Genomic DNA, 21370 nt, shown 5'->3' on the forward strand with positions numbered 1-21370 from the left:
ACTTCTCTCCGCAAGCCGCCGTCGGCGTCCTGAATTCCCGAACTGTGTTCTTCCTGCAACCAGTTTTGGCTTCAAAAGCAGCAGAACCCGTCCAGGTTTTGATTTCAGCAATCGACAAAACGACAGCAAATTGCGTGAATTGGAGCGTTTACTTCCAGTTCTCGATTTTTGTCAAGATTGTGACGCCTGAGTCGAATGAAGGGTGCCACAACAAGAAACCGGTGTCGTGGTGCCGATGTTATGAAACGGCACCGAACTGCCGCCAACCTTTGAACGAAACCAACTGGCTCAATCATGCCTGACTACTTTGATGACGACGATTCAGACTTTAATCAGCGCCGTCCGCGCCGCGGGGATCGTAGCCGCCGCTCCCATGAGGACGCAATTCAGGGGATCAAAAACGGCCTGCAGTCGGGGGCGTTTCTGTTTATCTTCGGACTGATCGCGCTGCTGGTGTACACGAGTTTCTATCGCGTCGACGCCAGCGCAGAAGGCGTCGTGCTTCGCTTTGGCGAGAAAGTCCGCACGGTTTCTCCCGGGCTGCAGATGAAAATGCCGTGGCCTATCGAAAGCGTCTACACCGTGCCGGTGATGAAGATTCAGAGCCTCGAGTTCGGCTTTCAAACGATTTCGGCAGATCGAAAAACGGTTTACGCCAAACGAAACAATGAGCTGGATGACGTTGCGGATATGCTGACCGGCGACTTGAATCTCGCTCACGTTGAGTGGATTGTTCAGTACCAAATCAGCGATTCGGCAAAGTCACTCTTCAACGTTGGCGGCGGTGATGGCGGCTACTACATGCAGCAACTCACGAAGTCCGGTATCAACCCGGCGATTCCGGACACGATCCGGGACGTTTCAGAAACCGTGATGCGAAAGCTCGTCGGTGACCGCAGCGTCGACGCGGTTTTGACGATGGGTCGCGAAGAGATTGCGAATGAAGCCAAGCGGAGCATTCAGGAGATGCTCGACGAGTACGACATCGGCGTGCAAATCGTCACGGTGAAACTGCAAACCACTTCGCCACCGGAATCGGTGAAGGACGCATTCCAGGAAGTTAACCGGGCGCGTCAGAACAAGGAACGTGTGGTCAACGAAGCTGAAGGCGAACGCAACCGCCAGATTCCAGCGGCACGTGGTCGAAGAGACCAAATGATCTCCGAGGCAGAAGGTTACCGCGAGCTGAACGTGCTGGAGACCCAAGGTTTGATCAGTGCTTTTAATGCGAAACTGGCCGAATACGAGAAAGCTCCCGAGATCACGAAACAGCGACTTTACCTGGAGGCGATGGAAGAAGTTCTTTCCAGCGTTGGCAACAAGACGATTATCGACGATTCGGTCAATCAGATGTTGCCCATCCTGAACATTGGCGAATCGACTCCGGGCAATCCACTGCGAGGTAACTCCAAATGACCGCACGTATCACTGCAATTCTGTTTGTGCTAATTCCACTCGCATTCATTCTTTACCTCGCGACCTACATCGTTCAGGAGGGTGAGCAGGCTGTCATCACGCAGTTTGGGAAACCCGTGGCGTACGTGACCGAGCCGGGGTTGAAATTTCGAATCCCACTGGTGCAGGCCGTGCAGCGGATGGAAAAGCGATTGCTTCCGTGGGACGGAGCACCCGAAAACATGCAGACTCGCGACAAAAAGCGAATCTATGTCGATTGTTGGGCGCGCTGGAAAGTCTCCGATCTGTCCAAGTTCTATACAACGTTGCGCACCGAACGTGGGGGACAGAAGATCCTCGACGACAACATTGATTCGGGCGTTCGGAACGTCGTGGCCAAGCACAATCTGATCGATCTGGTGCGGACGACGAACGAAAAACTGATGTACGAGTCAGATGAACTTGAAAGCACGGGCATCAATCGGGATGTTGTCAAAACAGGTCGCGAGAGAATCGAGAACGAAATCCTGATGACGTTGAAAGCCGATTTGATGGATCAGTACGGCATCGAATTGGTTGACGTTCACATCAAGCGAGTCAACTACGACGATCAGGTGAAAGCCACGGTCTATGGTCGCATGCGTAGTGAACGCGAAATGGTTGCTCGCCTGTTCGAATCGGAAGCCGAAGAAGAGCGAAACCGAATCAAAGGTTTGACTCAGAAAGAACTGGACACGATCGACGGTAAAATGAAGCAGAAAGCTGCGGAGATTCGCGGTAAGGCGGACGCGGAAGTGATTCAGCTGACAGCCGAAGCCTACGGTCGCAATCCTGAGTTCTTTGTCTTTCTGAAAAAGCTGGAGGTCTACAAGGCCGCGATGAAGAGCGATACGAATCTGATTCTATCGACGGATAACGAGCTGTTGAGTTTGCTCAAATCGATGGACGAGCTGCCGCGGCGAAAGGAAAACGCTGAGGTCGAAGAGTAGCGAAAAGTGTGCGGCGTGCGTTCGGCGGGAGTTTCAACTACGAGATGAACGCTGCCGCGCCAGCGATGCCGACGAGGATCGTCAGGAAAATCATGGCGATGTAAAACAAGGCCACTGCAGCGACCATGCAAGTGGCGATGATGCCCAAAATCATTCCGGCTTGAGTCATCCCATGGCCTGATGGATCCATTTGTCCGGCCTTCATTTTTTTGAGATCGCCGCTGCCGAAAATCCATGCCAGGATCCCGGGCACGCAAAACATATTGCACAACAGAGAGAGAATCCCCAACGTCAGCACCAGACCTCCGCGGTGCGGCAAATGATACTGGCTTCCGTATTGCATCCCGGCTGCTCCGTATCCCATCGGTGCGGCATAGGAAGAATGTCCGGGATTCGGAGCGACTGGTTTTGAGAAAGGGTTGTCGGCGCCTTTTTCTATTCCAACCTCTTCGGAGTGCAGGCCGGAGCTGGTTGGCGACGTTGATGCTTCAACAGCGTTGACTGTTTGGCAGTTGGGACAGCGAGCTTTCTTTCCCAAATGCTCTTCAGGCACACGCAGGATTCGGGAACAACCGCTACAAGAAAACTCAATCGTCACTTGATCCCCAAATTCTCAATTGCCTCACGAGAATCACTGCCGGTCGATTTTGCCGAACTGCGAACTGCGAACTGCGAACGGCAAACGGCAAACGAACGAGTGCAATCAACAAGACTCGTTCGCCCCGCGATGACTCGTTCCAACTACCACTTCAAACCAAACTGTTCACCACCGGATGGGTTGTTGGTTCCACCCTTGAGTGGTTTGCCAGTTGAAGGCACGACAAGTTCGCGGCTGTCTGGCAGTTCAGGTTCATCCTTCTTGCCATCGGACTTGGCCGCAGGAGCCGCAAGGGTTGCTTTGTGTGACAGCGACATTTTTTGATTTTCGGTATCCATCGACAGGATCTTCACGTCGATTTCATCGCCCGCGTTGCAAATCGAGCTGACTCGCGTCACGCGGTGATGAGCCAGTTCGGAAATGTGAACCAGTCCTTCAACGCCAGGAGCCAGCTGAACGAAGGCTCCGAAATCCATCACCTTGGTGACTTTGCCTTTGACCACGTCATCCACCGAGAACTGTTCGGCGATGGTTTTCCATGGATGCTCCAGCGTGTCACGGTGCGAAAGGGAAATTCGACCGTCGCCGATTTTCTCGACTTTGACTCTTACCTTTTGGCCGACTTCAAGGACTTCACTGGGATGCTTGACCCGAGTCCAGCTGACTTTGCTGACATGGATCAAGCCTTCTGCTCCGCCAAGATCTACGAACGCACCGAAGTCCATCAATTTGGTGACCGTACCGTCACGAAGTTGTCCGGCTTCGAGTTCTTCCATCAACGCGGCACGCTTCTCTTCGTTCTCACGATCGAGAATCGCACGTCGGCTAACGACCAGCTTACGTTTCGCCGGGTTCACTTCCATGACGACGCATTGAAGTTTTTGATTGATGTAGCCAGAAACGTCTTCGACTCGAAACCGATCGATTTGGCTCATCGGCATAAAGCCGGAAAGCGAATTGATTTTTACTTCCAGCCCACCGGTGTTTGAACCTGTGACCACTGCTTCGACAACGGTACCTTCCTGGATGTCATCCCAATCGGCGACTCCAACAACGGCGCCTGGAACGCTCAGCTCGTAGAGTCCGTCTTCCGCATTGCGACCGCGAACGATGATCTCAATCAGGTCGCCTTCTTTAGGTTCCTCTTTGAAATGATGAAACGCTGCAACGCCTTCGAACTGCCCGTTTAGCTTGAAAAATACGTTGTCGTTTTCACGATGAATTTTCGTTACCAGCCCTTTGACGCGACTGTTCAGTTCCAGCTCTTCAGTCGCTGCCTCGGTGCTGTCCAAAACGGCTTCCATCGACAAACCGGCGAGTGCTGCGTCGATGTCGTCATCAATGTTGTCACTCAAGCCAGCGTCTGACTTGATCGCTGGTGCCACGTCGACAACTTCGGCAGCTTCCGGACCATCAAGGGATACCGGGTTGGCCAATGCTGCTTGAACCGCTGCGGGTTTGATTGGGCCTTTGGCCACGTCGCGTTGCGATCCGATTTGAATTTTTGGTTTGGCCGGAGTGGCGGGTTCAGCTGGCTGGGCTTCTGCCGTTGGCGATTCTGCTGCCGGAGATTCGACCGATGGAGCTGTGCCAGCGTCTGGCGTCGGCGTATCTGTTGTAGCTGCTGGGGCTGCGGATTCAGGCGTCGTGTCAGGAATCACGTTGGCTTGGGCCGGAGCGGCAGAAGCTTCTGTTGATTCCTGAGGAGTGTCGGCGGCTGGATCAGTGTTTGGTTCGGTCATTGCAGTTCCGGAATCCGGTCTGATATTCGTTAATTTGTCAAAGAACAATTTATCTGAAAAAACGTTGTCGACCAGATCGAAAACAGTTCTTTTGTGGCGTCGAAACCGCACTCAGCCACGTTCAAGAATGGGCTGGATCAGGTTAACATTGGGCAAAGTCCTTGCGGATTCCGCCCCAGCCATGCTTGGGTAACCGCAAACGAATGTTTTCCAGACCGTCACAAATCAATCCATGAGTAAAGTCACTGATTCAGTCACTCACATGATCGAGCAGCTTTCGCGGCTGCCTGGGATCGGGCGAAAGTCTGCCGAACGACTGGCGTATCACATTTTGCGCGTCCCGGATACCGAAGCGTTTGCCTTGGCTGATTCGATCCGTGCGGTGCGCGAAAATGTTCGGTACTGCGAAGTTTGCTACAACCTCGCGGAAAGCGAACGTTGCAATATCTGCAGTGATTCAACGCGTGAACAAACGCAAATCTGTGTCGTACAGCAACCGCGAGACCTGATCGCATTGGAGCAGTCGGGAACTTATCGCGGACTTTATCATGTGCTTCTCGGCAGGATCGCTCCGCTGGAGAATATTGGTCCGGAAAAATTGACGATCGATTCGCTGGTTGACCGTATTGCCGCCGGTGGATTCAAGGAAGTCATTATGGCGACCAATCCGACGGTCGAAGGTGATGGCACGGCACTCTATATAAGTAACCTACTGCGTGACTATGACGTCCAGCTAACGCGACTGGCTCGTGGAATCACGACCGGCAGTATCCTGGAATACACTAACAAAGAGATCTTATCGGATGCACTGGCAGGGCGACAACCGCTTTAGGAATACGAAAAGTGGCGTCCTGATTTGACACCACACTCCACAGACTCGTGATTTTCAAAGCGAAAAAATTGCACGGCCTGGCACGGAACATGCTAGACTTTTGCAGCTCCAATATTTTGCCCCACGCTCCCCTACGAAACCAATATGAGATTTTCTTTCGGCCAAAATCTGTCGCAGAAGCAATCGCAAACGATGGCTCCGCGGATGATCCAGTCGATGGAAATCTTGCGTATGGCCGCGACGGAGCTTGAGGAAAAAATTGAGCAGGAGCTGATCGAAAATCCGATCCTCGAGCAACATACTGTTGATCCGGATTCGACTCCTGAAGAGAAACCGAAAAAAGAAAAAGAGAAGGACGTCGAGCAAAAAGAGCTGGTCATCGAAGAGGGCGACAACGCCAACAACGAGGACGATTTTGAACGATTGGTCAATCTTGATCAGGATGTCCCGGACCACTTTGACGAACGGCCTCGAGTTTCCTCCAACCGCGTGCAGGAAAGCGGTGACCGACAACATGACTTGATGGCCAACGTCGCCACTCGTAGCGAAACGCTGCAGGATTATCTGCTCAGCCAATTGGGAGAGCGTGAAGTCGAGCCGGACGTGATGAAGTTTTGCGAGAAAATCATCTCCGCGATTTCGGCAGAGAGCGGCGGCTACTTCAAAGCCAGCCTGACAGATCTGTTGCCGCTTGACGCTTCACCCGAAGCCATTGAACTCGCTGAAATCGCGTTGGCTCATGTTCAGGATCTGGAACCCAAGGGCGTCGGTGCACGCGATCTGAAAGAGTGTTTGCTGTTGCAATTGACGCTTGATATCGAAAACTATCACAGCGTTCACAAGCTGATCGTGGATCACCTCGATGACTTGATGCACAACCGTTTGCCGGTGATCGAAAAAGCAACCGGGATGTCGATCGAAGAAATTTACGCGGCCCGAGACGAGCTGAGAAAACTTGATCCGCGTCCGGCCAGTGAATTCGCGGACAACTTTGTGGCGGTCGTCAAACCGGACCTGTGGCTTGAGCAGGATGACGAGGGCAAGTGGGTTGTGAAGATGGACGAGGGTCCTGCGAGAAACCTTTACATCAGCCGCTACTATCGTGAGCGATTGAAAAAGGGCAAGGCAACGAAGGCTGAGAAGGAGTTTATCAAAGGCAAGATTTCGTCGGCTCAATGGTTGATCGAATCGATCGAGCAGCGTCGAAGTACGCTTCTTCGTGTCGCGCAAGCGATCTTTGATCACCAGTCTGACTTCATTGACAAAGGGCCCGAGTTTCTCAAGGCGCTGAAAATGGATCAGATTGCGGAACGCGTTGGCGTCAATCTGAGCACGGTCAGCCGCGCGGTCGATGACAAGTACATCGAAACGCCTCGGGGAATTGTTGCTTTACGAGCGTTCTTTATTCAAGGGACGCAAACGGATGCTGGCGAAGATGTGACCTACAACAAGATCCGTATCGAGTTGCAGAAGTTGATCGACAACGAGGACAAAGCCAAACCGCTCAGCGATTTCGAAATTATGAATCGCTTGAAGAACATGAGCTTTGATATCGCTCGTCGGACGGTTAGCAAGTATCGCGAGAAGATGGGAATTCCCAACACGCGTCAGCGTCGCGACTATCGCGCCGCAAAGAAGTAGAGCGGCAACCGCGTTCTTGGGACGGTTTAGCCATCCGCCCTTCCGCATGCAATACGCCAGCGAATCCTTGATTTTGGATGTTCTGCTGAGTTTCGGATTCGCTAAACTCGTGCAACGGGAATCCGGACGCGACGAGTTTGGGGCTGGAGCCTGCTTCTGTTGCTACAGCGACGAAAGCGCCTGCTCGAGGACTTCTTCTTCGATGAAAATTGGCAGTGCCGGATCGCAGGTCACCGCAACCGCGATCGCATCCGAAGGCCTGGCGTCCAGATCAAGCGTCTCGCCATTGTGTTTCACTCGCAAGTTTGCAAAGTAGGTGTGGTCACGTAGATCGTTGATGACCACGGATTCCAGTTCGCCACCCATCATTTCGATTGCTCCAACGAGCAAATCATGCGTCAGCGGGCGAGGTCGATTGATGTTTTTGACTCGACGATCAATGCTGGTTGCCTCGAAGATTCCGATCAGGATCGGGAATTGTCGCTCGCCACCAACTTCTTTCAAGAAAACCAGTTGGTTGTCATTGATCTCGCTGATGATGATGCGAGCCAATTGCATTTCGATAAGCATTCAAGTCTCCGGGGCGGGAACGTCAACTACCGCGATTGTACCTCTGGACAGGCCGCTGGGCCACTGTCAGTCGAGTTTGCGCAGTTTGATATCGCGAAGTGCCGACGTGGTCGCAAAGTTCGTGATCCCCAAAGGCGTGGTCGAAATGACGTCGTTTCGAATCGAAACTTCGACATCCTTGATTGATTCGTCAATCAGTTTTTCTTCATCGATCCACGCAGTTATCCGCTCCGGAAGAACCTGAAGACGAATGTTGTACCAGCGTTCCTTTTCAAACTTCTTGTTGAGTTTCGTGTCGTTGTCCGAAGCGTCTTTTCCGTCCAGGTTCGACAGGCCGACCAGTGTGCCGCCCCAGCCACCGACGACCAGCGTGCAAAACGTATCGTTGACCGGAAACGTGATCGCGCAGAAGAAATCGCTGCCTTCGAGCTTCATGCCGTCCAGAGAAATTTCGTAGTTCGCCGTTGGAAGTTCCGTGTCATCGGTCACACAAATGCCTGTTAGCGGATCCCCGGCGAACATGCGGATCTCGCCGTGGATGACTTCAATGTCGCCTTCACCGCCAAATTCGATCTTCTCCCAACCGTTTAGTGTTTCGCCATCAAAAAGAGCAGTCACATCATCGTCGTCCTGCGTCTGGTGCGAATCTGCCGAACGGGGCGAATCAGATTTGACTGCTTTATCGGATTCCTGCGTTTGATGTTCGGATTCGGAAGCCGGTGGCGTTTCCGTTTGTGCTTCGCCGCTCGCGTTCAAATCCGGAACCAGGACTTTTTCCTGCTGCGTTCCGCAACCGCAAACGCCAAGCAGGAAAATGCAAACGGGAATCGCAATCAGTCTCAATGTTTTGAAGGCACGCATGATACGGTCTATTTCTGTCAGGCCAGTTTCGTTGACTGGAATAAAAGTTCCAGCTGCTGTTATTCTATACCCTGGGAGTTCGCGGCGTGAAAGGCATTGATGAATACCACGACAGAATCAACACTCGATCCGGGCAACGAAGCACACTGGGCCAGGTTCCGGCATGAGTTCCGTGTTCGCGCCGATACGGTTTACCTCAACCACGGCTCGTTCGGAATCGCGCTTAACAAAGTTCGTTATCGTCGCGATTTGTTGTTGCGGCAGTTGGAAATCCAACCGATGGATTTCTTTCTGCGTGCCTACGAACCGCTACTTATGGCGGCGCGTCAACGGTTGGCAGAATTCATCGGCACCGAAGCCGAGAACCTTGCTTTCGTTGACAACGCAACCTACGCAATGAACGTGGTTGCGAATTCCGCGCCGTTGGAACCCGGCGATGAAGTCCTGTTAACGGATCAGGAGTATGGGGCTGTCAAACGGATTTGGGAAAAGAAAGCTCGGGAGACCGGGATCAAGATCGTTCAGGTTGCGCTTCCGGAAAAAATCGAATCGCAGCAGCAAGTCGTCGATCTGATCCTTCAGGCCGTGACGCCAAAGACAAAACTGGTTATTTTCAGTCACATTGTTTCGGTATCCGCTTTGATCTTGCCCGCCAAAGCAATCTGCGACGCGCTGAGGGAGCGAAATGTTTTGAGCTGCATCGATGGCCCACATGCTCCGATGCAGATCGATGTTAAACTGAATCAAATCGGCTGCGACTACTACACCGCCAGTCTTCACAAGTGGCTGTGCGCGCCGCTGGGAACCGGATTCCTGTTTGTTCGCGCGAGCATGCGTGAGTCTGTCAACGCGCCGATCACAGGATGGGGCAGGCTCGATAATTCTGACTTTTCCGGATGGGAAGAGGAGCAGTTTTGGTTGGGAACTCGCAACCAAACCGGTGCATTGGCGGTCCCAGAGGCGATTTCTTTCTTTGCCGAAATCGGATTCGAAAACGTCAGGCAACGGATTCACCATTTGGCTTCGGTCGCTGAGTCCGAGTTGATCAAGCTGCTGGGAACCGGAACGATTGCCAGTCGCGCCGACGGATTCTACGGATCGATGGCTCATGTTCAGCTTCCTGATGGCGACTGGAGCAAGCTCCAGGAAGAGCTGTGGATTCAGGAAGGCATCGAAGTTCCTGTTTGGGAACTGAATGGAAAGTGGTGGATTCGCGTTTCCTGTCACCTCTACAATTCGGTGAAAGAGATCGAGTTGCTGGTCGCTGAGCTGGAAGTGCGGCTTTGAGCAAAAACCTATTCGGCAGTTTCAACGTCAGCATATCGCGTATTGGAGCGAGTCAGAAGCAGTTGAACGTTCAGGCTGGCTTCGTTTTGGCCAACTCACGACCCAGCGGGAACGAGTTGGCAGTTCGCTGGCTACCGGACGCATTGGCCAACATTGCCTGCTTCTGCGAGCATTCGTCGCGAAAGCCAGGAAGCCAGATGGGTTAGGTTGTCGTTTTTGTCACGGAATGCAAATTTTCGAATCCAAGGGCCCACAATTTGCGTAATGACGATAGTCGTGAACGGAATTTTTAGTGATAATGCAACCATGTGGCCTGAACAACAACCAACCGAAGAGCTTCTGGCTCAAGCCAAAGTCGGTGACGATTCCGCAGTCAATCAATTGATGGATCGACATCGGAACTCTCTTCGTCAGCTGATCCGAATGCGGCTCGACGCTCGAATTCAGAAACGAGTCGACGTTAGCGATGTCGTTCAGGACGTGCTTGTCGAAGCCAACAGGCGGCTGGAAACCTATATCGGCAATCCGATCATGCCGTTTCATCTTTGGCTGCGGCAAATCGCCAAAGACCGAATCATCGACGCCCATCGACGCCACCGCGTTTCAGCAAAACGTTCTGTTGATCGTGAGCAGGGGATGGTTATTCCGCGCGGCCACGACCACTCGTCGATTCAGCTGGCCTCATTGCTTGGCGACGGAGGACTAACACCTGCCGCGGCCGCATTGCAGAAAGAAATGGCCGCCAAAGTCGAAGCCGCGATCTCGCTGCTGGACAACAAAGACTGCGAAATTATCACGATGCGTCACTACGAGCACCTGACGAATCAGGAGATCGGTTCAATTCTCGGACTGACCGAGCCGGCGGCCAGTATGCGTTATCTTCGCGCGATCAAGCGACTCAAAGCCATGATGCAGGCAGACGAAACTGCTTCCGGGGACGCAGTCGGATAATCGTTAATGGCCGATGGCGCGACTCACAACCAGGATGAAGATTCCGTTCACGATCAAGCTCTGGCGAACCTGTTTTCCCAGTACACCGATCGAATCATCGGCGGCGAAGAACTGACGTTGGAAGACGCTGTTCAGGAGCACCCCGAATTCGAATCCGACTTGCGGGAGCTGTGGGGCATCATGGTCGTGACCCAGGCCGCCGGTCATCATCAGAGAAATTTACTCTCGGGCGAAACCGAGTTTGAGTTTGCCGGCCTGGAACTTCCGTTTGAGCTTGGCGACTACACGCTTGAGCAAGAAATTGGTCGTGGTGGAATGGGGATCGTCTACGAGGCGGTTCGAAAGTCTGACGGGCGAACCGTTGCCATCAAAATGATCCTCAAAGGTGACTTTGCGACCAAGGTTGAGAAGGAACGTTTTCGCGCCGAAGCTGAAGCCGCGCGAAGACTGAACCACCCGAACATCGTTCCCATCTACGAAATCGGTGAACACGAAGGCTTGCCGTATTTCTGCATGAAACTCATCCGCGGGCATACGCTTTCGGAGAAACTGACACGCGGCCCCATGTTGCCGCAACAGGCCGCCGGAATCATGGCTTCGATCAGTGACGCGATCGCGTACGCGCACGAACAAGGCGTGCTGCATCGTGACCTCAAGCCATCGAACATCATTCTGGACGACAAAGGGATTCCGCATCTGGCGGATTTCGGTCTGGCCAAAGCAATCTCAGGCGGAGCAAGAGCGTCGTTGACTCGTACTGGTGCCATTCTTGGGACACCGTCGTATATGTCGCCTGAGCAAGCCTCAGGGTCGCGAGGAAACGTCGGGACAGCCAGCGACATCTACAGCCTCGGCGCAATCCTTTATCACACGCTCACGGGGCGGGCTCCGTTTTTGGGTGCCACGCCGGTAGAAACGGTATTGATGGTGATCGAACAATCGCCAATTCCGCTTCGAACGCTCAATCAACGCGTCGATCGAAACCTCGAAATGGTTACGCTTCGATGCCTGCAGAAACCGCAGGACCTGCGATACCAGTCAGCAGCCATGCTGCGAGATGATCTTCGAGCCTTTCTCGATGGCCGTTCTGTTAGTGCCCGCGAGGGGCGATTTTTTCAGATAATCGCCAACCTGTTTCGAGAAACGCATCACGCAGAAATCCTCGAAAACTGGGGGCTGCTGTGGATGTGGCAAGGCCTCGTCCTGCTTGTCGCCAGCCTGTTAACGTTCGTCTACAACCAGTATCTGGACGTGTGGAACTACCGCTGGCCATATATTTTGATGTGGACGCTGGGGATCGGCGTATGGGCGATCGTGTTTTGGATGCTGCGTCGCCGAATGGGACCGGTGACTTTCGTCGAAAGGCAAATGGCACACGTCTGGGCATCGGCGATGGCGCTAGTGATCTTTCTGTTTCCGCTCGAGTGGATGCTGAATCTTGAAGTGTTGGATCTGGCGCCGATGTTGGCGTTGATTGCAGCGATGGTGTTTCTTGTTAAAGCCGGAATTCTGTCTGGCCAGTTTTACGTTCACTCCGCGCTCATGTGCGTGACCGCCATTGTCATGATGCTGCATCCGGAAGGCAGCATGATTCTGTTCGGAGTTACCTCCGCGAGTTGTTTCTTTCTTGCAGGCTTGAAGTACTACCGACGAAAGAAACAGGGCATCGCCAGACGCAATGCTTTTCTCAAATAGCAACGCGGATCTCATATCTGGAAAGTCGACGCCGCGGTTTCGTTACGACCGTTATGACCAGAACGAAAATTGCTTTTTTGTCGGTCTGCTTTCCCCCTTCGCTACGTCCGTTGAACTTTTTTCAGATTAATTGACCGTCAAAGTTTGACTATGCGAAACAGTGTCATAGGTTTCTATCGAGTCGGGAGTGAACCTGACTTGGAAGCACAACCTGCTTCGTTTTTACTTACCGAGCCCACCTGGGTTCAGCCCCCGTTCTGGGGCATCCAATTCCGTCGGAGGAAAAATTATGAAGAACATCGTTTCAAAAGTACAACGTTTCTTGAAGTCTGAAGATGGCCCAACAGCTGTTGAGTACGCGATCATGCTTGCACTGATCGTTATCGTCTGCCTTGCAGCGATTCAATCTGTTGGTACCAACGCCAGCTCTAAGTTCAACCAAATTGCTACGCAATTGAACTAACTTGGCTGGCTTCGCTTCGGCGAAGCATTTATGCCACAGATCATCGCTCACCCGGATTCGTCCGGCGTGGGCGTTTTCTGCTTTAACACCGGATGATTCCGGAAGGACACGATCATGCCATACTCAATCTCGCCAGATATCTGTCAGCAGGGATTTGCAATGATCTGCTGTTTTTTCACGATCATCGCGGTATTCGCGAGCTACGTTCTTACGTTACGCGGCTAGACCACCCATCTGGCACAAAACAAAAATACGAACACGTTTACCCTGCCCCGGGAAAACAGAATTGACGCCGCTCAGTCAAACGAAACAGACAAGAGAGTCGACTGGAAACAGTTGCATCGACAAGGTTTAGGAGAACAACATGAGCGAGATATTTGCCACCATGGCAGACAACTGGGTTTACTGGGTTGTCGCCATTTTTGCTGTCGTCGCAGCTTACATCGACGGAAAGGAACTTCGTGTTCCCAACAAACTAACATTCCCGATGATCTTCGCTGGCTGGATCTACAGCAGCATTGCTTACGGCATGGCTGGAGAGGGCTGGTACTACGGCCTGATGTGGAGCCTGATTGGCACGATCGTCGGCGGACTGACGCTGCTTCCATTTTACTCTATCGGAGGAATGGGAGCCGGCGACGTCAAAATGATGGCTGCGATCGGAGCATGGGTTCATGTCACCATCGTATTCATGTCGTTCTGTATCGGAGCAGCAGTTGGTGGCGTCATTGCCGTCATCATGATTCTGATGTCAGGCGAAGCAAAGAAACACTACGACCAGTTCTGGTATTTGATCAATGAGATCACGACCGTTCAGGATCCAGAGAAACTCAGCGAGATCGCTGCTGAGAGAAAAAGCACAATGCGTTTGCTGCCTTACGGCATTCCTATGGCAATTGGAACAGTTATCTACCTTGCCTGGGAACGAATGCTTGTCTGATCTTCGCAGATCCGATAGTCGCAGACCCACAGCTGCCGATGAAAAGACACGCTCAATGCCGATGACCTGACAAGGGTCGTCGGCGCGGGCAAAAACGTTCGCCGGATATTCCGGTGCTCAATAGAAATTGCCGGATAGTCCGGCGTTTAGGGATTTACAAGCTGTTCGACGTTCGCTGATTAGGCAGCGGACAAACAGCCGAAAATCATGACAACTAGAAAAGCTATCAAACCCCCCGCTAGCAAGCTGACTTACAGTTTCGGCGGATCCAGGACGGAAAAGTTGCAAACAGGATGGATGCTCAATTACATCAAAAGGCAATCTCCGGAAATCCTGAGGAATCAAGATGAAATCAAAACAGCTCGTACTTATCGCCATCGCACTCCTGTGTGGTTTGGTATCCGCAATCGGAATCATTCAGGCAATGGGTAACAGTGGCGACGTCGCTGAAAAAATTCCAATGGGCCCGGTACTCGTTGCCAGCGCTCACCTTGACCACAAAGCAGAACTCACTGAAGAAAATGTGAGCCTCGAAAACTGGCCAACCAACCTGATTCCCGAAGGTGCGGCAACGGACTTTGCGGAAGTCAAAAGCAAGTTCATTACGACGCGTTTGCGTACCGGACAGGCGATCATCCTGGACGACGTTTTCAATCGTAACGAAATCCCTGGCTTGGCGATTCCTCCAAATCATAAAGTGATCAACATCAAGGTTCCGCCAGAAGATTTGCTGGGCGGATTGCTTCGACCTGGCGATCGCGTTGACATCATCGGCATTTTCAATATGCGTCGTGGTGGAGAGCAGAAATCAGAAACCAAGACTTTCCTCAAAGGGATCCGCGTCTTCAATATCGGTGCCAGCACTTCGGCTCAGGATTCGAAGAAGAACGGAAGTGCCAGCGGGATCGTTGGCGTTCTGGTAACCGAAAGTCAGTCTGAGAAGATCGTTTGGGCCAAGAAGAACGGCGAGATTCGTTTGGCGATGATCGGTGACAATGTCGCGGCTTCCGAGGAAGACCCGGATTTCCCAATGGACGAGGAAGAGCCGGAAGCAACTCCTGCGAGCATGCCCAGTTTTGACTTCACGCTGCCAAAAGCGGCACCCAAGTTTGACAAAAGCAAGCTTCGCCAAGTGAAGGTTTACTCTCAAGGCACGGTTCAGATTTCCTACTTTGACGACGACGGCAACCAAATAGAGGTTCAGGGCAGTCGTGGCAGTATGGGGCCTCCCGTAGGCATGCCAAGCGGGGCAAGAGGGTTGCCCCCGGTAGACTACGAAGGATTTGACGGTTCCGCTGAGCTTCCCAACGGCATCGAAGAAGATCAATATCGGGGTGAGTAGGGTCGAATTACACCAGGTGCACGTGTCGTGTTGTTTACAACGGTCACGTGCACTTTACCCGAGTTTACTGCTTTTGACGTGGTAATTCGGGCTGCCGAATGGATTTGGCAGCGTACTCGAACCATTGGCCACTTATCAATGTGGCTCAACCACGGGGATCTCACGGATGATCAAGCATCTGAATTGCAACCTGTTTTGTGCTCTTCTTGTTGCTCTGGCGACGATTGCCTGCTCTGAAGCTTCGGTTTCAGCTCAAGCCAATCTGGGACAGCGATTTAAGGTCGATGACTCAGTCGACCAGCTTGAATTGATCGCTGGTGCGGCCAGACGGCTCAAGTTCAAGTACGACATTCCCGAACTCGTTGTCGAGAATCCGGAAATCGTTCAGGCAACTCCGGTTTCGCCTAACGAGATCCTGATCACGGGACTCAAGCCTGGAGTCTCAACTCTGACGGTCAGCGATGCAGACAAGAATCTGCAGATGATCAACGTGGAAGTCAAAGTCGATACGCGAAAGCTGGAGATGGCTTTCCGCAACTACTTCCCGGACTCGCAAATCAAAGTTCACCCGTTGCAGACCGGTGTTATCCTTGCCGGGCATGTTGCCCGTGCCGATCAGGTCGCCAACATCATGGCAACGGCTCGTGATTTCTTTCCGACCAACGTCGTAAACCAGCTTCAGGTTAACGGTAACCAGAATATTGCGATCAAAGTCAAAATCTACGAAGTATCGAGAACGAAGCTTCGTCAATTGGGAATCGACTGGTCGTACATCGATCCTGAGTTCTCAATTGTTTCGAGTGTTTCTCAAATCATCCAGGCCGTCAACCGAAACAGCGGTGTTACAGCGGGCGAAAACACGCTTAGCTTCGGAGTCGTCGATGACGGCGGCACACAATTCGATACATTTATTCAAACGCTTGAGCGACACAGTATTGCGAAACTTTTGGACCAGCCAATTCTGGTTGCCCAGAACGGTCGCCCTGCTGAGTTCCTGTCTGGTGGAGAGATCCCAATTCTGATCCCTGCTGGCTTGGGTACCTCGACGGTTGAGTTCCGTGCCTTTGGTACCAAGCTTGACATGGTTCCGATCGTTCACGGCAACGGCGAACTGACTCTTGAAGTTCGTGCTGAAGTCTCAGAAGTCGCTGACGACCTCGCATCTGCCGATGGTACTCCCGGTTTTCGTGTCCGCCGCGTTAACACTGGCGTGAAAATGAAAGCCGGCCACACGTTGGCTCTCGCCGGTGACTACCGCGAGGATCACGCCGCAACCAAACGTGGAATCCCCGGTTTGATGCACAGCCCTGTGTTCGGACCAATCTTCCGTACCGTTGAAGATACAGAAAACGAAACTGAGTTGGTCTTCCTGATCACGCCACGCTTCATCAGCGACGTCGATCCTGCATCGGCTCCTCAGCTTGGCCCTGGCCAGATGACTACGGCTCCGACTTCGCGTCAGCTAATGGTTGATGGCTACCTCGAAGTGCCACGCTGTACTGACGATTGCCCAATCCCGCCTTCATACAGCCGCCAATCGATGAACGGAAACATGAGTCAGGGTTACGGAGTCAATCCCGGAAACAACGGACAGGCGATGCCAGCTGGCTATCCTGGCATTGGAAACGGTGCGGTTGCCCCTCAAACGCCTTCGTTCCAGAGCCAGTCACCGAACTTCGGGCAGACCCAACCAACGAATGCAAATCCTGTTCAACCGGTTTCCTTTAACAGGGATCTCGAACAGAAAGCCTCCGCTGCGAAAAAGAAAACTCTTCTCCAAAGAATCGGGATCAGTATTCCGAAACGAGAAGAAGGGAATTCTCAATCTGGTGGTGGATTCATGTGGCCTGGAGCTAACGGACAATAGCTGTTGGCAATTTTGCCAGAACACTGTGACTGAAACTTGTTGAAACGGAATCGAAATGAGCGGTACACTGCGAATTTCAATTTGTGATCCTGACGAAACATCGAGAGAGAACCTCAAGAAGTTCCTTATCGGAATGGACAAAGTTTGGCTCGAAGCGGACTGCTCCCGCTATGAGTTCTTTCGAGAGATCGTAGGCGAGACGACACCCGATGTCGCCATCATCGCCATTGACGGAGACACAGAGAGAGCCCTGTCGCTGGTCGCAGACATCAGCCAGGAGCATCCAACTTGCGGCGTGATCGTTGTCAGTTCAGTGACCGACGGTCAGCTGATTCTGCGAGCGATGCGTAGCGGAGCACGAGAGTTTTTGAACTCTCCCGTGCAACTGGACGAGCTGATGGGCGCCTTGGATCGCGTTTCCTCAAACGGTTCCGGCAGCGGTCAACGTTCAAAAAGCGGAGTCATCATCCCGGTCGCTGGTGCGTCGGGCGGAGTTGGAGCGACTTCGATTGCGGTCAACATGGCCGTTTCGCTAGCTCAGAATCCTGAACGAAGCGTCGTCCTTGTCGACCTCGACCTGGCTTTGGGAGATGCCGATATCTTTCTGGATTTGATGGCGGAGTACACGCTGCTGGATGTCGCCCAGAATATCGCTCGGCTCGACCTCGCATTACTTCGAAAATCGTTGACAAAACACCAGTCGGGCGTTTATCTGTTGCCGCGCCCTGTTCAAATCGAAGACAATGCTTCGATCTCAGAAGACGATCTGCGAAAAGTTCTTGGTTTGTTGAAGGCGTCTTTCTCACACGTCATTGTGGACTTGTCCAAGTCATACAATCGCCTGGACATGGTCGCTCTCGAAGCATCGACCTACGTCATGCTTTTGACGCAGCTTGATTTGCCATGTCTGCGAAACGTTGTGCGTTTGTTGGCGTCGTTTGAACGATACGAAGGCGTTTCTGAACGCGTCAAAGTTGTCGTCAATCGCGCCGGTCTTGAGAAGAGCCAGATTAGCCTTGAGAAGGCAGAGAAGACGATCGGTGGAGAAATTTACGCACGTATCTCGAACAACTATGCCGTCATCTCGGAATGTAGAAACAACGGAATCCCATTGCTGGAACAGGCTCCCAAAGCTGCAATCACCCAGCAGATCACGGAACTCGGCGACCGGCTTTCAGGAGATTCCTCCTCATCCGTCGCCCTTGATGATGACGCGAAAGAAAAGAAAGGCTGGCTGAACTTCCTTTCGAAGTAGCCTGCCGCCACAACCTATCCCGCAACCCGAAGCCCTGCTCGCTGAGCAGGGTTTTTTTGCGCGATCGACACTTCCACTCTCGCGGTGTTTCTGTTTCAGGTTGCTCTCACGATCATGACTCTAGCTCTAGCCGCGGCTGATCCAGTCGAGGCCGATATCGAAATTGAGTGCCGAATGCGTCAACGCTCCTACACTAATTCGATCCACTCCCGTTGCCGCAATGCCGGAAATCGTGTCAAGATTCACGCCGCCGCTGGCTTCCAACAGGACGTTCGGGCAACGTTCGTCGCGAATTTTCACTGCAGTCGCCAGTTGCTCGGTCGACATGTTGTCCAACAGCACGATGTCGGGCTGTGTCGAATTGGATGCCGCGATCGCGATCTTAAACTGTTCAATCGTGTCGACTTCCAATTGAAGAATTGTATTGTCGCCATTGGGCAGTCGTGATGCGTTATCCAAAATCCACTTCCTCGACTGCGAAAGTGCTTGAGGGATCACGTCGATATCGTTTTCAACCTGAGACCGAAAGAACGCCAGATGGTTGTCTTTCAACATGACGGCATCGTACAGTCCCATGCGATGGTTCGTCCCGCCTCCGCACGCGACAGCGTACTTCTCGAGTCGTCGCCATCCGGGTGTCGTCTTGCGTGTATCCAAAACCTGAGCCTTCGTTCCCGCGACGCGGTCCACGAATGAATGGGTCAGCGTGCTGATTCCGGAAAGCCGGCACATGAAGTTCAAGCAAGTACGTTCAATCGTCAGGATGTCGTGGGCCGGGCCCTTCATCGTTGCAATGGTCTGTTTCGGCTCCACGACGTCACCGTCAGCAACAGAGACGACCAGCTCAACGCGCGGTGCAAATTTTTCAGCGACCAGTTTCGCGACCTCGACGCCGCAAACAACGCCAGACTCACGACTGACAAACGCCGCCGACGCCTTTGAATCGTGAGGCACAATTGAGTCGGTCGTGCAGTCGATGCCGGTTTCCAGATCAGACGAACCGGTGTCCTCCGTCAACGAGGACTCGATCAGCTTCAACGCATCTTCAATCGTTTCCTTCGATAGCTCAGACACAATCATCGTCTTTCAGTTTTGCCAGATAGGCGCCGATGCGACCGCGGATCAGGTCTGCAACGCTGCGAAAAACTTTCATCTTGTCTTCATCGCTACCTTCGGCGTCGTTCGGGTCTTCGAACGGCCAATGCAAGACGCGGCTCGCGCCCGGAAAAACCGGACAGGCGGTTTTTGCGTTGTCGCAAACCGTCACGACCAGGTCAAACTCCTGACCATCAAACTCGGTGATCGATTTACTGGTCAAGCCTTCGGTTGGCAGCTCGAATTCCTTCAGCAGTTCAATCGCCATCGGATGGACGTAGCCCGACGGATCGGAACCAGCAGAAAACGCTTCCCAGCGTCCTTCGCCAAGGTCGTTCCAGATCACTTCAGCCATTTGGGAGCGACAGGAATTCCCTGTGCACAGGATGAGGACTCTTTTCTTGTTCTCGGACAATGCTCTTTTCCTAGATGTCGTAGTAAAGACAAAATTCAAATGGATGTGGTCGACGGCGCATGGATTCTACTTCCTGGTCACGCTTGTGCGCAATCCAGTGCTGCACGACGTCGCGCGTAAACACGTCGCCGCGAAGCAAAAACTCGTGATCGAATTCGAGAGCCGCGAGCGCTTCGGCGAGCGACCCTGGAGTTCGCGGAACATCTTTCAGTTCCTCCGGCGGCAAATCGTAAATATCTTTGTCCAGCGGTTGGCCCGGATCGACTTTGTTTTCGATTCCATCCAAAGCCGCCATCAGAATTGCGGAAAACGAAAGGTATGGATTGCCACCCGCATCGGGACAGCGGAACTCGACGCGTTTCGTCGCCGGATCGGTGCTGTAAACCGGAATGCGGCACGCCGCCGAACGGTTTCGCTGCGAGTAAGCCAGGTTGATCGGTGCTTCAAATCCTGGAATCAATCGCTTGTAGCTGTTGGTGGTTGGATTGGTGAATGCCAGCAGTGCAGCAGCATGTTTCAGAATCCCACCGATCGCATACATCGCCGTTTGGCTCAGCCCGGCGTACGCGTCACCGGCGAAAATGGGTTCGTCTTCTTTCCATAGCGATAGATTTGTGTGCATGCCGGAACCTGCCTCGTCGAGCAGCGGTTTGGGCATGAACGTGGCCGACTTTCCATGTCGCGCGGCAACGTTTTTCACGATGTACTTATAAGTCATGATGTTGTCCGCGGCGCGAACAAGCTCGTCATACCTCAAGTCGATTTCCGATTGGCCAGCAGAGCCAACTTCATGGTGCTGGCACTCGACCGTCAAACCGCAGTCGATCATCGTCTGCATCATTTCGTTGCGGACGTCCATCAGTTTGTCGACCGGTGCACTGGCAAGGTATCCTCGCTGATACCGCGGACGGTAACCAGAGTTCGGGCCAAGATCGGTGCCACGATTCCAGGGGCCTTCGTCGCTGTCGATGTGGTACCACGCAGCATTGCGGGTCTGGTCGAACTGGATGTTGTCGAAAATGAAAAACTCAGCTTCCGGTCCGAACCACGCGCGGTCGGCAACGCCGGAGCCTTTCAAATAGTTGACGGCTTTGCGAGCGATGAATCTTGGATCGCGGCTGTAGTCTTCAAACGTGATCGGGTCGACGACGTTGCAGATGATGTTCAGCGTTGGCAGTTCGGTGAATGGATCCAGAAAGCAAGTGTCAGGCTGAGGCAGCAACAGCATGTCGCTTTCGTCGATACGTTGCCATCCTTGAACGCTTGAACCGTCGAAGCCGATGCCTTTTTCGAAAACCGCTTCGCCAAACATGGACACCGGCACGGTCGTGTGAGCCCACTGGCCGAGGAAGTCCGTGAATCGCAAATCGACGGCGCCAACATTGTTCTCACGGCAGTAAGCAAGTACTTCTTTGGGTGTCAAACGAAACTC

The 21370-nt window shown here is 52.9% G+C and carries 19 protein-coding genes; 12 read left to right on the top strand and 7 right to left on the bottom strand.

Annotated elements, in window-relative coordinates:
- Positions 1–294 precede the first annotated feature (294 nt).
- Together hflK and hflC are read left to right on the top strand one after the other, a co-directional pair.
- Positions 295–1416 carry an FtsH protease activity modulator HflK gene (gene hflK, locus MFFC18_RS03890; RefSeq protein ID WP_084417199.1) on the top strand — a complete coding sequence of 374 codons (1122 nt, stop codon included), beginning with the start codon at positions 295–297 and terminating at the stop codon, positions 1414–1416.
- Complete coding sequence (gene hflC, locus MFFC18_RS03895; RefSeq protein ID WP_075085111.1) at positions 1413–2384, top strand: protease modulator HflC; 972 nt, start codon at positions 1413–1415, stop codon at positions 2382–2384. The genes hflK and hflC overlap by 4 nt, the downstream gene beginning before the upstream one ends.
- 37 nt (positions 2385–2421) lie before the next feature.
- On the opposite strand, the gene MFFC18_RS03900 is transcribed toward hflC, so the two are convergent.
- Together MFFC18_RS03900 and MFFC18_RS03905 are read right to left on the bottom strand one after the other, a co-directional pair.
- Positions 2422–2937: a DUF4190 domain-containing protein gene (locus tag MFFC18_RS03900; protein WP_148618623.1), complete on the bottom strand. Its 516-nt coding sequence runs from the start codon at positions 2935–2937 to the stop codon at positions 2422–2424.
- A 188-nt stretch (positions 2938–3125) separates the two neighbouring features.
- Complete coding sequence (locus tag MFFC18_RS03905) at positions 3126–4724, bottom strand: 30S ribosomal protein S1 (RefSeq protein WP_075085324.1); 1599 nt, start codon at positions 4722–4724, stop codon at positions 3126–3128.
- A gap of 232 nt (positions 4725–4956) precedes the next feature.
- Between MFFC18_RS03905 and recR the strand changes: the two genes are divergently transcribed.
- A complete protein-coding gene (gene recR, locus MFFC18_RS03910; protein ID WP_075085109.1) occupies positions 4957–5556 on the top strand; it encodes a recombination mediator RecR in 600 nt (199 codons plus the stop codon).
- A gap of 144 nt (positions 5557–5700) precedes the next feature.
- On the top strand, positions 5701–7197 hold the full coding sequence (rpoN, locus tag MFFC18_RS03915) for an RNA polymerase factor sigma-54 (RefSeq protein WP_075085108.1): 1497 nt from the start codon (positions 5701–5703) through the stop codon (positions 7195–7197).
- 162 nt (positions 7198–7359) lie between these two features.
- Here rpoN and MFFC18_RS03920 read toward each other — a convergent pair whose 3' ends face one another.
- Both MFFC18_RS03920 and MFFC18_RS03925 read right to left on the bottom strand, forming a co-directional pair.
- Positions 7360–7767, bottom strand: coding sequence for a bifunctional nuclease family protein (locus MFFC18_RS03920; protein WP_075085107.1), 408 nt, complete (start codon positions 7765–7767; stop codon positions 7360–7362).
- Positions 7768–7833: 66 nt separating this feature from the next.
- The gene (locus MFFC18_RS03925; protein WP_075085106.1) at positions 7834–8628 is read right to left on the bottom strand and encodes a 3-keto-disaccharide hydrolase; all 795 of its coding nucleotides are present in this window, start codon (positions 8626–8628) and stop codon (positions 7834–7836) included.
- 99 nt (positions 8629–8727) lie between these two features.
- On the opposite strand from MFFC18_RS03925, the gene MFFC18_RS03930 reads away from it, so the two are divergent.
- The 8 genes from MFFC18_RS03930 to MFFC18_RS03965 all read left to right on the top strand — a co-directional run bounded on the left by MFFC18_RS03930 (position 8728) and on the right by MFFC18_RS03965 (position 18428).
- Entirely contained in the window at positions 8728–9915 is a 1188-nt protein-coding gene (locus MFFC18_RS03930) for an aminotransferase class V-fold PLP-dependent enzyme (protein WP_084417197.1), read from the top strand.
- Positions 9916–10221: 306 nt separating this feature from the next.
- Positions 10222–10866, top strand: coding sequence for a sigma-70 family RNA polymerase sigma factor (locus tag MFFC18_RS03935; RefSeq protein ID WP_084417241.1), 645 nt, complete (start codon positions 10222–10224; stop codon positions 10864–10866).
- A 6-nt stretch (positions 10867–10872) separates the two neighbouring features.
- On the top strand, positions 10873–12561 hold the full coding sequence (locus MFFC18_RS03940) for a serine/threonine-protein kinase (protein WP_075085103.1): 1689 nt from the start codon (positions 10873–10875) through the stop codon (positions 12559–12561).
- 289 nt (positions 12562–12850) lie between these two features.
- Positions 12851–13024: a Flp family type IVb pilin gene (locus MFFC18_RS03945; RefSeq protein ID WP_075085102.1), complete on the top strand. Its 174-nt coding sequence runs from the start codon at positions 12851–12853 to the stop codon at positions 13022–13024.
- Between the two features lie 364 nt (positions 13025–13388).
- Complete coding sequence (locus MFFC18_RS03950) at positions 13389–13964, top strand: A24 family peptidase (RefSeq protein ID WP_075085101.1); 576 nt, start codon at positions 13389–13391, stop codon at positions 13962–13964.
- A 346-nt stretch (positions 13965–14310) separates the two neighbouring features.
- Positions 14311–15306 (top strand): Flp pilus assembly protein CpaB, encoded by a 996-nt coding sequence (gene cpaB / locus MFFC18_RS03955; RefSeq protein ID WP_075085100.1) that lies wholly within the window; start codon positions 14311–14313, stop codon positions 15304–15306.
- 166 nt (positions 15307–15472) lie between these two features.
- Positions 15473–17173 (top strand): type II and III secretion system protein family protein, encoded by a 1701-nt coding sequence (locus MFFC18_RS03960; RefSeq protein WP_075085099.1) that lies wholly within the window; start codon positions 15473–15475, stop codon positions 17171–17173.
- Positions 17174–17228: 55 nt separating this feature from the next.
- Positions 17229–18428 carry an AAA family ATPase gene (locus MFFC18_RS03965; RefSeq protein ID WP_075085098.1) on the top strand — a complete coding sequence of 400 codons (1200 nt, stop codon included), beginning with the start codon at positions 17229–17231 and terminating at the stop codon, positions 18426–18428.
- A gap of 126 nt (positions 18429–18554) precedes the next feature.
- Here MFFC18_RS03965 and nadC read toward each other — a convergent pair whose 3' ends face one another.
- The 3 genes from nadC to glnA are packed head-to-tail and all read right to left on the bottom strand — an operon-like array spanning position 18555 to position 21361.
- A complete protein-coding gene (gene nadC / locus MFFC18_RS03970) occupies positions 18555–19508 on the bottom strand; it encodes a carboxylating nicotinate-nucleotide diphosphorylase (protein ID WP_075085097.1) in 954 nt (317 codons plus the stop codon).
- Complete coding sequence (locus MFFC18_RS03975) at positions 19495–19977, bottom strand: arsenate reductase ArsC (RefSeq protein ID WP_315852538.1); 483 nt, start codon at positions 19975–19977, stop codon at positions 19495–19497. The genes nadC and MFFC18_RS03975 overlap by 14 nt, the downstream gene beginning before the upstream one ends.
- Positions 19949–21361 carry a type I glutamate--ammonia ligase gene (gene glnA / locus MFFC18_RS03980; RefSeq protein ID WP_075085323.1) on the bottom strand — a complete coding sequence of 471 codons (1413 nt, stop codon included), beginning with the start codon at positions 21359–21361 and terminating at the stop codon, positions 19949–19951. The genes MFFC18_RS03975 and glnA overlap by 29 nt, the downstream gene beginning before the upstream one ends.
- Positions 21362–21370 lie beyond the last annotated feature (9 nt).

The sequence above is a fragment of the Mariniblastus fucicola genome, from assembly GCF_008087665.1.
In the GTDB taxonomy this organism is placed as follows: domain Bacteria; phylum Planctomycetota; class Planctomycetia; order Pirellulales; family Pirellulaceae; genus Mariniblastus; species Mariniblastus fucicola.

Coding starts and splice junctions, on each gene's coding strand:
- hflK (WP_084417199.1), top strand. CDS start 295: ATGCCTGACTACTTTGATGACGACGATTCAGACTTTAATCAGCGCCGT.
- hflC (WP_075085111.1), top strand. CDS start 1,413: ATGACCGCACGTATCACTGCAATTCTGTTTGTGCTAATTCCACTCGCA.
- MFFC18_RS03905 (WP_075085324.1), bottom strand. CDS start 4,724: ATGACCGAACCAAACACTGATCCAGCCGCCGACACTCCTCAGGAATCA.
- recR (WP_075085109.1), top strand. CDS start 4,957: ATGAGTAAAGTCACTGATTCAGTCACTCACATGATCGAGCAGCTTTCG.
- rpoN (WP_075085108.1), top strand. CDS start 5,701: ATGAGATTTTCTTTCGGCCAAAATCTGTCGCAGAAGCAATCGCAAACG.
- MFFC18_RS03920 (WP_075085107.1), bottom strand. CDS start 7,767: ATGCTTATCGAAATGCAATTGGCTCGCATCATCATCAGCGAGATCAAT.
- MFFC18_RS03925 (WP_075085106.1), bottom strand. CDS start 8,628: ATGCGTGCCTTCAAAACATTGAGACTGATTGCGATTCCCGTTTGCATT.
- MFFC18_RS03930 (WP_084417197.1), top strand. CDS start 8,728: ATGAATACCACGACAGAATCAACACTCGATCCGGGCAACGAAGCACAC.
- MFFC18_RS03935 (WP_084417241.1), top strand. CDS start 10,222: ATGTGGCCTGAACAACAACCAACCGAAGAGCTTCTGGCTCAAGCCAAA.
- MFFC18_RS03940 (WP_075085103.1), top strand. CDS start 10,873: ATGGCCGATGGCGCGACTCACAACCAGGATGAAGATTCCGTTCACGAT.
- MFFC18_RS03945 (WP_075085102.1), top strand. CDS start 12,851: ATGAAGAACATCGTTTCAAAAGTACAACGTTTCTTGAAGTCTGAAGAT.
- MFFC18_RS03950 (WP_075085101.1), top strand. CDS start 13,389: ATGAGCGAGATATTTGCCACCATGGCAGACAACTGGGTTTACTGGGTT.
- cpaB (WP_075085100.1), top strand. CDS start 14,311: ATGAAATCAAAACAGCTCGTACTTATCGCCATCGCACTCCTGTGTGGT.
- MFFC18_RS03960 (WP_075085099.1), top strand. CDS start 15,473: ATGATCAAGCATCTGAATTGCAACCTGTTTTGTGCTCTTCTTGTTGCT.
- MFFC18_RS03965 (WP_075085098.1), top strand. CDS start 17,229: ATGAGCGGTACACTGCGAATTTCAATTTGTGATCCTGACGAAACATCG.
- nadC (WP_075085097.1), bottom strand. CDS start 19,508: ATGATTGTGTCTGAGCTATCGAAGGAAACGATTGAAGATGCGTTGAAG.